This is a genomic window from Streptomyces prunicolor NBRC 13075 (assembly GCF_000367365.1).
Lineage (GTDB): Bacteria > Actinomycetota > Actinomycetes > Streptomycetales > Streptomycetaceae > Streptomyces > Streptomyces prunicolor.
Genome location: NZ_BARF01000101.1, coordinates 16,109 through 29,919 on the forward strand (window position 1 = coordinate 16,109; position 13,811 = coordinate 29,919).

Annotated in this window: 12 protein-coding genes; 4 read left to right on the forward strand and 8 right to left on the reverse strand. The window is 69.9% G+C overall.

Annotated features, from left to right (window positions below):
• Window positions 1-37: 37 nt before the first annotated feature.
• Both SPR02S_RS42780 and SPR02S_RS42785 read left to right on the forward strand, forming a co-directional pair.
• Window positions 38-1,483, forward strand: a complete 1,446-nt coding sequence (locus SPR02S_RS42780) for an FGGY-family carbohydrate kinase (protein WP_019063194.1) — start codon at window positions 38-40, stop codon at window positions 1,481-1,483.
• Entirely contained in the window at window positions 1,480-2,097 is a 618-nt protein-coding gene (locus SPR02S_RS42785) for a histidine phosphatase family protein (protein WP_019063195.1), read from the forward strand. Before SPR02S_RS42780 ends, SPR02S_RS42785 begins: the two co-directional genes overlap by 4 nt.
• 124 nt (window positions 2,098-2,221) lie before the next feature.
• On the opposite strand, the gene SPR02S_RS42790 is transcribed toward SPR02S_RS42785, so the two are convergent.
• The 7 genes from SPR02S_RS42790 to SPR02S_RS42820 form a co-directional block, all read right to left on the reverse strand.
• Window positions 2,222-2,857: a superoxide dismutase gene (locus SPR02S_RS42790; RefSeq protein WP_019063196.1), complete on the reverse strand. Its 636-nt coding sequence runs from the start codon at window positions 2,855-2,857 to the stop codon at window positions 2,222-2,224.
• Between the two features lie 98 nt (window positions 2,858-2,955).
• On the reverse strand, window positions 2,956-3,843 hold the full coding sequence (locus tag SPR02S_RS42795; protein WP_019063197.1) for a TauD/TfdA dioxygenase family protein: 888 nt from the start codon (window positions 3,841-3,843) through the stop codon (window positions 2,956-2,958).
• Between the two features lie 12 nt (window positions 3,844-3,855).
• Window positions 3,856-5,211 (reverse strand): LLM class flavin-dependent oxidoreductase, encoded by a 1,356-nt coding sequence (locus SPR02S_RS42800; protein ID WP_019063198.1) that lies wholly within the window; start codon window positions 5,209-5,211, stop codon window positions 3,856-3,858.
• A gap of 277 nt (window positions 5,212-5,488) precedes the next feature.
• Window positions 5,489-6,223 carry an ABC transporter ATP-binding protein gene (locus tag SPR02S_RS42805; protein WP_019063199.1) on the reverse strand — a complete coding sequence of 245 codons (735 nt, stop codon included), beginning with the start codon at window positions 6,221-6,223 and terminating at the stop codon, window positions 5,489-5,491.
• On the reverse strand, window positions 6,199-7,089 hold the full coding sequence (locus tag SPR02S_RS42810; protein WP_043258870.1) for an ABC transporter permease: 891 nt from the start codon (window positions 7,087-7,089) through the stop codon (window positions 6,199-6,201). The genes SPR02S_RS42805 and SPR02S_RS42810 overlap by 25 nt, the downstream gene beginning before the upstream one ends.
• A gap of 5 nt (window positions 7,090-7,094) precedes the next feature.
• The gene (locus tag SPR02S_RS42815; RefSeq protein ID WP_019063201.1) at window positions 7,095-8,165 is read right to left on the reverse strand and encodes an ABC transporter substrate-binding protein; all 1,071 of its coding nucleotides are present in this window, start codon (window positions 8,163-8,165) and stop codon (window positions 7,095-7,097) included.
• A 234-nt stretch (window positions 8,166-8,399) separates the two neighbouring features.
• Complete coding sequence (locus SPR02S_RS42820; RefSeq protein WP_019063202.1) at window positions 8,400-9,656, reverse strand: ROK family transcriptional regulator; 1,257 nt, start codon at window positions 9,654-9,656, stop codon at window positions 8,400-8,402.
• Between the two features lie 417 nt (window positions 9,657-10,073).
• Between SPR02S_RS42820 and SPR02S_RS42825 the strand changes: the two genes are divergently transcribed.
• On the forward strand, window positions 10,074-10,655 hold the full coding sequence (locus SPR02S_RS42825; RefSeq protein ID WP_019063203.1) for a biotin transporter BioY: 582 nt from the start codon (window positions 10,074-10,076) through the stop codon (window positions 10,653-10,655).
• A gap of 63 nt (window positions 10,656-10,718) precedes the next feature.
• Here SPR02S_RS42825 and SPR02S_RS42830 read toward each other — a convergent pair whose 3' ends face one another.
• The gene (locus SPR02S_RS42830) at window positions 10,719-11,468 is read right to left on the reverse strand and encodes an LPXTG cell wall anchor domain-containing protein (RefSeq protein ID WP_026151381.1); all 750 of its coding nucleotides are present in this window, start codon (window positions 11,466-11,468) and stop codon (window positions 10,719-10,721) included.
• Between the two features lie 230 nt (window positions 11,469-11,698).
• Between SPR02S_RS42830 and SPR02S_RS42835 the strand changes: the two genes are divergently transcribed.
• Window positions 11,699-13,777 (forward strand): serine/threonine-protein kinase, encoded by a 2,079-nt coding sequence (locus tag SPR02S_RS42835; RefSeq protein WP_245607714.1) that lies wholly within the window; start codon window positions 11,699-11,701, stop codon window positions 13,775-13,777.
• Window positions 13,778-13,811: the final 34 nt, after the last annotated feature.

Genomic DNA, 13,811 nt, shown 5'->3' on the forward strand with positions numbered 1-13,811 from the left:
GGGAACGCAGATTGCGTAACCCCCGTGGGAGGTCCGGATGATGTTCGAGGGTGAACCCGAGGCGTGGCTGGGGATCGACCTGGGCACGCAGAGCGTCCGCGCACTGCTGGTCACGGCCGACGGCACGGTCCTCGGCGCGGGCACCGCCCCGCTGACCAACCACCGGGACGGCGTACGGCACGAACAGGACCCGGGGGAGTGGTGGGAGGCGGTGTGCAGCGCGTCCGGCTCCGCGCTGGCGGGACAGCGGTCCTCGCCGGTGCGGATCGGCGGGCTCGCGGTCTGCGGAACCTCTGGGACGGTGCTGTTGACGGACGCCGAAGGACGCCCGCTCACACGGGGGTTGATGTACGACGACGGGCGCGCGGTGGCGGAGGCGGCGAGGGTAGGGATGCAGACGAGCTGGGCGCTGCCGAAGGCGTTGTGGCTGTTGGACACAAATGGCCCCGGACGAGTGACTCACCAACCTGACGTGATCACCGCGAAGTTGACGGGCGGGACGGTCCCGACCGACTCCAGTCACGCCCTCAAGACGGGCTACGACGCGGAGCGCGAGGTCTGGCCGCCTCAACTGGCCCATTTGGGTGAGGTGTTGCCGGAGGTGGTCCGCCCCGGCACCCGGCTGGGCGAGGTCTGCCGGGCCGCCGCCGAAGCGACCGGCATCCCCGCCGGTACCCCGGTCGTCGCGGGGATGACGGACGGCTGCGCGGCGCAGATCGCGTCGGGGGCGCTGCGTTTCGGTGCCTGGAACTCGGTGCTCGGCACCACCCTGGTCCTCAAGGGAGCGTCCGCGATCCCCGTCCGGGACGACGCCGGGGTGGTCTACAACCACCGTGCACCGGACGGGAGTTGGCTGCCGGGCGGGGCGTCGAGTGTGGGCGCGGGGGCACTGCCGCCAGCGGCGGACCCGGCGGAGCTGGACAGCCAGGCGGCGGCGTACGAACCGTCCGGCGTCCTCACCTACCCCCTCGCCTCGTCCGGCGGTGAGCGCTTCCCCTTCTTCGCCCCGGAGGCCACGGCGTTCACGCTGGGCAAGCCGGTTTCGGAGGCGGACCGGTGGGCGGCTGTCCTGCAGGGCGTGGCGTTCACCGAGCGCCTGTGCCTCGACTACCTTCACCACCTCGGCGCCCCGATAGACGGCCCGCTCACCTTCACGGGCGGCGCGGCCCGCAGCGCGTACTGGAACCAGCTCCGCGCCGACATCCTCGGCCACCCGGCCCGGGTACCGGAACAGATCGAACCGGCCCTGGGGATGGCGGTGTTGGCGGCGTACGGGACGGGGGCGGGCGGCAGGGCACTGTCGGAGGTGGCCGACCGCATGGTCCGCATCCGCACGGTCCTCGAACCCCGCGCGTCCCACACGGCCCGCTTCACCGAGCCGTACGCTCGTCTGGTGGACGAACTGGAGACCCGGGGCTGGCTGCCCACCCCGCTCGCGACGCACACCCGCACCCGTCTGAACCAGGACACGATCGACTCATGAGCACCACACTCCTCCTCGCCCGCCACGGCCAGACCGTCTGGCACGCCGAGAACCGCTACGCCGGCATCAGCGACGTCGCCCTGACGGACACGGGGGTCGCGCAGGCGGAAGCCCTGGGCCGCTGGGCCGCCGAGCACCCGGTCGACGCGATCTGGACCTCACCCCTGTCCCGGGCCGTCCGCACGGCAGCCCCCGCCGCCCGCGCCCTGAACCTCACCCCCCACACGGAACCCGCCCTGCGCGAATGCGACTTCGGGGTGGTGGAGGGCCGTACGCTCGCGGAGTTCGCGGCGGAGAACCCCGGTGCGGCGGAGGCCTTCCGCGCCGACCCGGTGGCCCACGCCTTCCCCGGCGCCGAGGACCCGACGGCAGCCGCGACGCGCGGAACCGCCGCCCTGCATCGCATCGCCGCCGCGCATCCCGACCAACGCGTTCTGGTCGTCGCCCACAACTCCCTGCTGCGGCTGGTGCTGTGCCGGTTGCTGTCGATTCCGCTCGGTGAGTACCGGCGGGTGTTTCCGCGGCTGCGGAACGCGGCGGTGAGCGAACTCCGGTTGCAGGGCGACACGGTGGCTCTGATGTCGCTCAACGTGCCGTGTGGGGAGGAGAGTTGAAGAGGAGGGCCCCCGCGAGTCACGTCCTCGCGGGGGCCCTCCTCTTCAACCGCCTGCCTGCGCGAAAGGTGAGAAGACGATCACGAGGCAGGACGCTTCATGCAGGTCATGCAGGTCATGCAGGTCATACGGGCAGGATCGTCTGCCGGGACCTCGCCGCCTCGTAACGGCGGGCCACGTCCTGCCAGTTGATGACGGCCCACATCGCGTCGATGAAGTCGACCTTCTGGTTCCGGTACTGGAGGTAGAAGGCGTGCTCCCAGGCGTCGAAGACGAGGAGCGGGGTCGAGCCCTGGCCGACGTTGCCCTGGTGGTCGTAGATCTGCTCGACGATCAGGTGGCCGCTCAACGGTTCGTAGGCGAGGACGCCCCAGCCCGAACCCTGTGTCGTCGCGGCGGCCTTGGTGAGCTGGGCCTTGAAACCGGCGAAGGAGCCGAAGGAGTCGGTGATGGCGTCGGCGAGCCCACCGACGCCATCCGCGGCCAGCGGTTCGCCGCCGCCGTCGCCGGTCATGTTGTGCCAGTAGATGCTGTGCAGGATGTGGCCGGAGAGATGGAACGCCAGGTTCTTCTCCAGGCCGTTGACCGACCCCCACTGCTCCTTGTCGCGCGCCTCGGCCAACTGCTCCAGCGAGTCGTTGGCTCCCTTGACGTAGGCCGCGTGGTGCTTGTCGTGGTGCAGCTCGATGATCTCGGGGCTGATCACGGGGGCGAGCGCGGAGTAGTCGTAGGGCAGGTCGGGCAGCGTGTAGACGGGCATGACGGACCGATCCCCTTCGAACCTCTTATTGCACATAGCTTGCAACTACAACCTAGCAGCGAAAAGGCTCGCTGTGGCTACGAAGAGGCTCGGCGTGGCTACTCCGCCACCGAGGTGTAGTGCGACGCGTCGCCCTCGATCGAGTAGCTCTCCTTGCCCTCGATGCCGACCGGGATGTCACCGGCGACGGTGACGCGGTTGAGGCGGCGGGGCTGGTCGTCGTAGTTGTCGATGGCGTAGTGCTGGGTGATGCGGTTGTCGAAGAGCACGAGCTGGTTCGGGGACCAGCGCCAGCGCAGGACGTTCTCGGGGCGGGTGACGTACGCCTGGAGGATGTCCAGGATCTTGCGGGACTCGCCGGTCGACAGGCCGACGATCCGCTGCGCGAACCCCCCGATGAACAGGCCGCGTTCACCGGTCAGCGGGTGGACGCGGACGACCGGGTGGACCGTGCGGAACTTGATCGACGTGAACTGGGCACGCTGCGCGGCCCGTTCGTCGTCGATCTCCTCCGGTACGGCGTAGTCGTAGTCGTTGGTGTGCTCCGCCCACAGGGTGTCGGCGAGGACGCGCAGCGGTTCGGGGAGGTCGCGGTAGGCCGCCGCCGAGCTGGCGATCAGGGTCTCGCCGCCGTACGGCGGGATCGTGATGCTGCGCAGGGTGCTGGCCTGGGGCGGGTTGAGGACGAAGGTCACGTCGGTGTGCCAGTGGTTGGCGCGGCCGCGTTCGCTGTCGACGGGCAGCACGTTCGGGGCGCCGTCGACGGCGGACACGGTGGGGTGGGCGGTGGTGAGGTCGCCGAAGTGGCGGGCGAAGGCCTCCTGGCCCTCGTCGTCGAGGTGGACGTCGTCGAAGACCAGGGCCTTGTGGACGTTGAGGGCCTCACGGAGAGCTGTTGTCCGGTCTTCGTCCAGCGGCTTGTTGATGTCCACGCCCGACACACGGGCGCCGATGTTCGCGGTGACTTTCTGGATCTCGATGGACATGGTGAAGTCCTTTCAGACGAGGGCGGGTTGGGCGGGCTGGGTGGTGGGTCGGGTGTACTGGTTGGCCGGGCGGGGGAGGCCGTAGCGCTCCCGGAGGGTGGTGCGCGGGCCGTACTCCGTGCGGAGCAGGCCGCGGGTGCGGAGGATCGGGACGACGTGGTCGACGAAGGCGTCGAGGCCGGACGGCAGGACCGCGGGCATGATGTTGAAGCCGTCGGCGGCGCCCTGCGTGAACCACGTCTCGATCGCGTCGGCGACCTGCTCCGGCGTACCGGCGAAGGTGAGATGCCCGCGCCCGCCACCGAGCCGGCCGATGAGTTGCCGTACGGTCAGCCGGTCGCGGCGGGCGAGTTCGACGACGAGGGTGTAGCGGCTCTTCGCGCCCTCGATGGCGTCCTCGGGCGGTAGATCGGCGGGGAGCGGGGCGTCCAACTCCAGTGTGTTGGGCGGTAGTTGGAGCAGCCGCTCCAGACGGTCCACGCCGTGCGTGTACACGATGTGGTCCTCCAGGAGCCGTTCGTTGGCCCGCGCCTCGGCCTCCGTCGAGCCGAGCACCGGGACGATGCCGGGCAGCACCTTGATGTGCTCCGGGTCCCGACCGGCCGCCGCCGTACGGGACTTGAGGTCCTGGTAGAACTCCTGCGCGTCGCCGAGGGTCTGCTGCGCGGTGAACACCGCCTCCGCGTACCGCGCCGCGAACGCCTTGCCGTCCTCGCTCGAACCCGCCTGCACGAGCAGGGGGTAACCCTGGGGCGAGCGGGGGACGTTGAGGGCTCCGGCGACGCTGAAGTACGTCCCCTGATGCTGCGGTGGATGGATCTTCGCGTCGTCGCCCCACACCCCGGCCGCCTTGTCGGCGACGATGGCGTCGTCCTCCCAGCTGTCCCAGAGCTTCAGCGCCACATCGAGGAACTCGGCGGCACGCGCGTACCGTTCGGCGTGGGCGGGTTCGTGTTCCAGGCCGAAGTTACGGGCGGCCTCGGCACCGGCGGTGGTGACGATGTTCCAACCGGCCCTGCCGCCGCTGATGATGTCGAGCGACGCGAACTTACGGGCCAGGTTGTAGGGGGAGTTGTAGGACGTGGATGCCGTGGCGATCAGGCCTATGTGCTCGGTGGCTGTCGCCAGTGCGGTGAGGAGAGTGAGCGGTTCCAGGGCGCCGGCCGGGCGTTGGGCGAGGTTGCTCCACAACTGCGGTCCGTCGGCCAGGAAGAGCGAGTCGAAGGTGCCGCGTTCGGCTGTGCGGGCGAGCCGTATGTAGTGGTCCAGTTCGACGTGGGCGTAGGGGTTGCTCTCCGGGAGGCGCCAAGAGGCCTCGTGGTGACCGGTGTTCATGAGGAAGGCGTTGAGGTGGAGTTGGCGGGGCATGGGAGGTCCTTTGGGTGGGAGTTCCGGGTGCGTGAATCAGCTCGTCGGGTGACTCTCAACGCGGGCCGCGCATCAGCCCGTTGGGCGACCTTTCAACGCGGGCTGCATTGGTCAGCTCGCCCGGGGCCTCTCGGCGCAGGCCGGCATAATCCAGCCCGTTGGGGGTCCCCTCTCTGGGGGAGTTTGAGGACGAGGCCCCTTCAGGGCCGATGGGGGTCTGGGGGCGCAGCCCCCAGAAGACGGCACGAGCAGCCGACGTTCACCAACCAGCGGACGCTCACCGGGAATCCGACGTCACACCGAGCGCCGCCAACAACCGCTCCCGGTACTCCGCACGAGGCACCTCAGGGTCGATGACCAGGTCCAGCCCGATCCGCCCCTCCTCCAGCACAAGCACCCGATCCGCAAGCACGATCGCCTCGTCCACGTCATGCGTGACCAGCAACACCGAGGGCCGATGCCGCTCCCACAACTCGCGGAGCAACACGTGCATCCGGATCCGGGTCAGCGCGTCCAGCGCCCCGAACGGCTCATCCGCCAGCAGGAGTTCAGGCTCACGGACGAGCGACCGGGCAAGAGCAGCCCGCTGCGCCTCACCCCCGGACAACTCGTTGGGCCAGGCCCGCTCCCGCCCGGCAAGCCCCACTTCGGCAAGGGCCTCGCGCCCTTTCTCCGCCGCTTCCCTGCCCTCCGTCCCGAGCAGCACGTTGTCGAGAACCCGCCGCCACGGCAGCAACCGGGAGTCCTGGAACACCACCGACACCCGGTCAGGCGCGGTGAGTTGACCACTCCCGACGACCTCGTGATCGAGCCCGGCGATGGCCCGCAACAACGTGCTCTTGCCGGAACCGCTGTGCCCGAGCAGCGCGGTGAACTGTCCGGCGGGCAGATCCAGATCGACGTGATCGAGAACCGTACGCCCGTCGAACGACCGCGTAAGCCCACGGAGTTGGACCGCGGGAACCGCAGCGACGGCGGGCGCGGTGGTCAGCTGCTGAGTGTGCGGCGCCATGACAGCACCCTCCGTTCGACGAGACGGACCGCGCTGTCGGAGACCAGGCCGAACACGCCGTAGATCAGCAGGCCGACGAGGATGACGTCCGACTGGCCGTAGTTCTGGGCCTGGAACATCATGTAACCGAGGCCGCTGGTGGCATTGATCTGCTCCAGGACCACCAGGCTCAGCCAGGAACCGGTCACCCCGAGCCGCAGGCCCACGAAGAAGCCGGGCAGCGCGCCGGGGATGACGATCTGGCGGACGAACTGGAGCCTCGACAGGCCCTGGACCTCGGCGAGTTCGACGTAACGGTGGTCGATGCCGGACAGCGCGGCGTGCAGGTTGAGGTAGATCGGGATGTAGACGACGATCGCGATGATGGCGATCTTGAAGGTCTCGCCGATGCCCAGCCAGAGGATGAACAGCGGGATGAGGCCGAGGGTCGGGATCGCCCGGTTGAGCTGCACGGTCCCGTCGATCAGCGCCTCGCCGATCCGGCTCAGCCCGGCGGCCAGCGCGAGGACGACCCCGGCGGTGAGGCCGAGCGCGAAGCCGTAGGCGGCGCGTTCCAGCGAGGTCAGCATGTCCGTGGGGAGCGTGCCGGACGTCCACAGTCGCCCGGCGGTCTTCAACACCGTCCAGGGCGCCGGGATCGCGGCCGGGTCCAACTGCCCGGCGGCGGAGGCGACGGCCCAGAGGACGAAGAAGAGGGCGGGGCCGACGACCCGGGACGCGGGCAGGCGTTTGCCGGGGGCGAGACCGCGGCGCCGCCTGCGCCGTACGGCCGTTTTCCCCTCAACGGTGTTCACCGGCGCGGAGGTTGTGGTGGCCGAGGCGGCCGTGTCGTGCGTATCGGTCGTCCGGGACGTGGAGGTCGTCATGGCCGTCACTTCCGGTACTCCGCCGCCACGGCCCTCGCCGCGATCCCCTCGAAACGCCGGTCGAAGAGCGAGTCCACCTTGAACTCCTTCACGAAGCCGCCCTCCGCGAGCAGATCGGCGGTCTCCTGCTCCCACTTCACGGCCTCGTCCCAACTCGGCGGGAACAACGGCTTGTTGGCGAGCGCGGTCACCGACTTGGCCTGCGCGAGAGTCAGGTTCTGCGTCTTGACGTAGAACTCCTCGTTCCAGGCGTCCGGGTGCTCGTACTGCCAGACCTGCCCCTGCGCCCACTGCGGGATGTACGCGGCGATCGCGGCGGCCTTCGCCGAGTCGGCCAGCACGGCGGCCGGCGCCCACAACAGATTGAGCAGGTCTACGACATCGGTCGTGATCGCGCGGGCGCCCTTCGCCTCGTACTGCTTGAGGTACGCCGGTGCCTGACTGTTGGCGAGCGGGGCTATGTCCACCTGGCCCGACTGCAGGGCCGTGAAGAACTGGTTGCTGGTCAGCGGGACCAGCTTCACCTCGTCGTACTTCAGCCCGGCTTCCTTCAACGCCCGCAGCAGTACGACACCTTGGGCCTGGCCCTGCGAGAACGCCAGCTTCTTGCCCTTGAAGTCGGCGACCGTGTGGATGTCGCTGCCGGGCTTGGTGGCGAAGAGGTAGTTGGGCTTGCGGGTGACGTTGATCGCGACGATCTTCGCGTCGTAGCCCTGGTAGTGCGCCTGGATCGGCGGGATGCCCGCGTTGTTGGCGAGGTCCAGGGACTTGGCGCGGAACGCGTTGATCACATCGGGACCGGCCCCGATGTTCACCCAACTCGACACGGTGAACGGCAACTTGGGCAGTTTCGCGAGCTTGAACTGGAGCTGCTGGGTGTTCAGGTACGAGGAGATCTTCAGGCTCGTGCCGGACGGAACCTTCTCGGCGAGCGGGGCGGACAGACCGGCCCCCGACTTGGCGGCCGCGGCGCTGCTCGTGGCACAGCCGCTGAGGCCGGCGATGCCCGCTGCGGCACCGAGCACGGAGCTGAGGAAGAGCCGCCGGTCGAGGCCGGGCGCACGGGAATGAGGCATGGGAGGACTCCCTGATCAAAAGTCGCGGGAACGCGGGAAGGCACGTGAAATTCACGGACGGAGAAAGCCGGAGCAATCTGGAACAGTCCGGAAAAGGAAATTCAGGCAGGATGAGGCCGGCGCTCGGGGCGCTTCAGCGGGTCAGCAACAAGAAGTGCGACAACTCATCGGCAGGCTCATGACCAGGATGTTCCCGGCCATGAGCGCCCCCTGTCAACATTCCGAGTTTCTGAATTAAATCGTCGCCGGTGACAGCCCGGGTGGAGTGCTCAACGGATCCCGGTACAGCACGTCGAGCAGCACCGAACCGCCCGCCACCGCCAGCACGGAATCCGGAAAACTCGTCGGCACGACGGCCGAGGCCCGCGCGTCACCGACCTCCTCGCGCAACGCACGCAGGCAGTCCTCCCGCCGCATGACACCCAGCTCGGTGACGACGACCGTCTCCGGGTTGAGGATGTCGAGCAGCAGCCCGGCCGCCCGCCCCACCATCCGCGCCCGCTGCGTCAACAGCCGTACGGCGACGGGGTTTCCGCGCTCGGCCGCCGTCACGACATGGGTCGGGTTCACCCCGTCGACGATCCCCGCCTCCCGAGCCCGTCGGCACAACGTCCGTTCGCTCAGCTCGACTTGGAGGCAGCCGACGCGTCCGCAGTCGCACGGTTCCGTGCCGCCGCGCAATGGCAGATGGGCGATCGCCCCGGCCTGCGAGCGCGGCCCGTGGTGCACCTCGTTGTTGGTGGCGAACGCCGCGTCGACCACATTGCCGACGAAGAGATGCAGCACGCTACGGCTGCCGCGCGCCGCCCGCCCGAAGAGGCGCTCCGCGTTCACCAACGCCCGTGCGTGGCCGTCGACATGGACCGGGAGCCCGGTGCGGGAGCCGAGGATCTCGCGCACCGGCACCTCCCGCCAGCCGAGCAGCGGATGGTCGACGATGCTCCCGGAGTCCCGGTCCACCCAGCCGCCGGCGGCCACGCCGACCCCGAGCGGGGTGCTTCCGGCGGCCTCGGCGAACAGCGCGCCCAGACCGTCGGCGGCCTGGGCCAGTACCCGGGCGGGTTCGATGCGGTCACCCGCGGTGTCGTGCCGCAGTCGCCGCTCGGCCACCACCCGTCCGCGCAGATCGAGCAGCGCGACCGTCGTATAGGGCACGGCCACATGGACTCCGCCCACAAGGAACTGTGATGCGTCCAGGTCGACGGGCACATGGGGTCGGCCCACACCCTTCGAGCGTTGGGGTGTGGCGGACTCCTGTATCAGCCCGAGTTCGGTGAAGCGGGCGCAGTAGTCGGTGACCGACGCCGGGGACAGCCCGGTCAGCCGGGCGATGGTGGAACGGGCCACCGGGCCGTGCTCCAGCACCGAGCGCAGGATGACGCTCGCGTTGGTGCGCCGCCGGTCGCTGTCGGCGGCGCGGGGCACGGGGGAGTTGGGGGAACTGGGGGAGGGCGAGTGGGAGGCGAGAAGGGGTGCCGCGGTACGGGGCATGGGGATCTTCCTCGGGAACTGGTCCGACAGTGCGCCGTGAGGATTTCGAGGCGCACCGGATCCGCTCCGCCCGCCTCAGGGGCGGTAACAGGTCGCCGCGGCCTGGCGTCGCAGGTCGACATAGCGACGCGACGCGAAGTTCCGGGCCTGGGCAACCATGCGGTCGAAGCTAGCAAAGCGGCCCACGGCTGCCCAGACGGTGACCGGTGTGCGAGACGGCACGGATGCCGGTGTGCCAGACCGCACGAGGTCCGGGTGACCGGCATCACGCCGGGGCGCGTGTAGCGGGCATCCTTTGTCCGGAGCCCACCAAGTCCCCGCCGAACCCTTTGTCGAACGCTGACGGTGATCGGACCAAGGGCCCCGGGATAGCGTCACAAAGTCCCCCTGTACCCCCGTCAACCTGCGGAGTCCCCCTTGAGTACCGCCGTCGCCACCGCCCGCCCGGGCCAGGTCCTCGCCGACCTGCTCCCCGCCTCCCGCGTCCGGGACCTCGCCCTCGTGCTCGGCGGCGCCGCGCTCACCGGCCTCGCCGCCCAGCTCGCCGTGCCCGTGCCGGGCTCCCCGGTCCCGGTCACCGGCCAGACCTTCGCCGCACTGCTCGTCGGCACGTCCCTCGGCGCCGGCCGCGGCTTCCTCTCGCTCGCGCTGTACGCGCTGCTCGGCCTCGCCGGTGTGCCGTGGTTCGCCGAGGGCACCTCCGGGGGCGGCGCCTCCTTCGGCTACATCGTCGGCATGCTGCTCGCCTCCGCCGCCGTCGGCGCCCTGGCCCGCCGCGGCGCCGACCGCTCGGTCCTGCGCATGGCCGGCACGATGCTGCTCGGCGAGGCGATCATCTACGCGATCGGCGTCCCGTACCTCGCGCTGTCCCTCGACCTCTCGACGAGCGCCGCGCTCGCCGCCGGCCTCACCCCGTTCCTCATCGGCGACGCCCTGAAGGCGGCGCTGGCGATGGGCGCGACGCCGACCGCCTGGAAGTTCGTCAACAAGCAGCGGTAGGGCTGTAGTTGAGGGGAAGAGGGCCGGGTGCTCCCGCACCCCGGCCCTCTTCTCGTACGGGCCTCAGCCTCGCAGCGGCTGCCGCGGCCGTCGCTGCGACCAGTACAGGCCCGCCGCCCCCGCCGCGATCAGCGCCGCACCGGCCGCGCCCAGGGGCAGCACGTCATCGCCGACCCCCGTCTTGGGCAGCGTGTCACCGCCCGGTGCCACCGGCTTGTTGTCGGTGCCGAGCAGCAACGGGGTGGCCGGGGCGTTCGGCGACGGGTTCGTCGTACCGAACGGGACCGGCCCCTGCTGCCAGAACGTCTCCTTGCCGTCGGCGGACATCACCGGCAGACAGATCTTTCCGGCCTTGCTCAGGTCGTACGTCGCGTCGACGGCGTACGACTTCGACCTGCCCGCGGCGAGAGCGCCGACGGAGCACTTGAATCCGCTGTTCGAACCGGGCGGCAGATCCTTTTCGCCGATCGCCGAACACCCCTGCACGCCATTGACCTTGAGGCCGTCGAAACCGACGACCAGGAGATCGATTTCGCCGCTCGCCTTGGTCCCCTCGTTCTTCACCGTGGCGGTGATCGCCGTCTTTTTCGAACTGTTGTCGACCGAGATCTTCTCCGGCAGGAGCGTGGTCAGTTTCACCCCGGCCGGAGCGGCGTCGATCGCCTTTCCCCCTTTGCTGCTCCCCGGTCCCTGGTCATCCGCCGAGGCGGTGAAGGAAAGAATCATCACCGCCGAGAAAGATGCCGTGAGCAGCGATCCTGTGATGGTCGTGGCGATGGCCGTCGTGATGGTCGTCGCGCGACGAGAACTCATGTTCGTCCCCCTTGCGTTCCCCTGTATCCCCCTGCGACTGTGCCTGAATTCGCAGTACTTGAAGAGGTACCACAAGATTTCTCCGCACTATGCTGGTACGGCATGAAGTGTGACCATTGTGGGGGTGCAGCGGATTGCCGGGAAATACGGGGAACATGAGGAATGGTGGCACTCCGGGGCTATTGGTCACCGGGCGCTATCGGCTGGTCGAAAGTATCGGCCAGGGGGGAATGGGGCGGGTGTGGCGAGCCGCCGACGAAATGCTCGACCGGCAGATCGCGGTCAAGGAAATGCGCATAGACGGCCTCGACGCGGAGGACACCCGCACCCGCCGCGAGCGCACCCTCCGCGAGGCCAGGGCGACGGCCCGCATCGACCACCCGAACGTCGTACGGGTCTACGACGTCGTGGACGAGGGCGAACGCCTGTGGATCGTCATGGAGTTGGTCGCCGGGCGCTCCCTGGAACGCATGCTGGCGGACGACGGCGCGCTCGGCCCGCGCGAGGTGGCCCGCATCGGACTCGGCCTGGTGGCCGCCCTGCGCCAGGTGCACGCGGGAGGCGTCCTGCACCGCGACATCAAACCCGGCAACGTCCTCGTCGAGGGCGGCGGCCGACGGGTCGTGCTCACCGACTTCGGCATCGCCGCGATCCAGGACGCCACGGCGCTCACCATGGTCGGCATGCTCGTCGGCTCACCCGACTACATGGCCCCCGAGCGGATCTCCGGCCACCCCCAGGGACCGCCCTCGGACATCTGGTCCCTCGGCGCGACCCTCTGCGCAGCGCTCGGCGGCCGCTCACCCTTCGCGCGCGACACAACGCTGGCGACTCTGCACGCGGTTCTGTACGAGGAGCCCGAACTCCCGTCGGCGGCCGGTCCGTTGCGCGACATCCTCGCCGCGCTGCTGGAGAAGGCCCCTGCGGCGCGGCCGGGGTTGGACGAGTTGGAGCGGGCGTTGGCGCCGGTGGCGTTTCCGCGGGAGGAGCAGGAGAGGCGGGAGGGGCCGGAAGGGCCGGAGGAACAGGAGAGGCCGGAGGCGGAGGAACTCGCCGCGCCGGAAACGGAGTTGCGTGAGGAGCCGCCGCCCGAGGTCTACCGGGAGTCACCCACCCCGGCCTTCCTGGCCCCGCCGCTCGTCCGCGCGGCACGCGATCCCCGGCTGTACGACCCCGACCCCGACGCCGACCCTCACCCCGTCGAGGACGCGATACCGACGCAGCGTCCCGCCGTAGAAGAACTGGTTTCCGCAGCCGAAGGCGCGTCCGAAGTGGCCTCCGAGCTGAGCTCCGAACTGAGTTCCGAGGCCTCGTCCAACAACTCCCGTCGCTCTACGCCACGCAGGACGGGCGTCTCCCTTCTCCGCGCCGATCAGGGTGAGCGCGCCGCACAAGCCGAGCGCGGCGAAGAGGCTCAACTCACCGAAGGACCGGAGGCATTGACCGCGCGAAAGCCCGTGCCTCTCCCGGCCCACCCGCCGGCCCCACGCCCGGCACCACCGCACCCCGGCCTGGGTCCCGGACCCGTTGCCAGCTCCCGCTTGCCCCGCCCGGCACCACCGCGCCTCGTCCTCGGCCCGCACCCGGCCCGCGTGCCTCGCCCCGCCGCCGGCCCGTCGTCCGGCGGTGAACTCCCGGGCCCCGCCCAGCCGTTCACCCCTGACCGGACGCACCCCACCCGTCGCCGTATCGGACTGATCGCCCTTGCGGCTGTGGTGGTCGCGGGTGCGGCCGTCGGGACGATCCTCGCGAACTCCGGCGGCTCGTCCAGTACTTCAGCTGCTTCAGGGACGTCGACCGAACCGTCCGTCTCCCCGTCCCCCACAGCCTCGTCCCCGTCCGCCTCCCCGTCCCCCACAGTCGAGGGCACCTCCCGCCCCCCGACCCTGCCCCCGGGCACGCACCGAGAAGCAGGCGGGTTCGCGTGGGCGACGCCCAACGGGTGGCGGCGGGATCTGAAGACGGGGGCCGAGGTGCACTACACATCCCCCGAGGGCACCCAGGAACTGGTCGGCAAGTCGTCGCTCGCGCGCGGCGATCTGATGGAGACCTGGGAGGCCTCGGAGCAGAGCGCGCGGAAGGGGCGGGACTACCGGAAGATCCGCCTCGGCAGGACGACGTTCCGCGGTTATCCGGCGGTGAGTTGGGAGTACACGTTCACGCTCAAGGGCGTCCCGTGGCACGCCCGGCTGCTCGGTTTCGACGAGGACGGGAAGTCGTACCAGATCAACACCTGGTACCAGCCGGACGTGGAGACCCAGGCCTTGAAGACCTACGACAAGGTCAAGAACAGCTTCGTCGTGCTGTGAGCGCCTCTAGCGAACTTCCTCAGCCCACAGACAC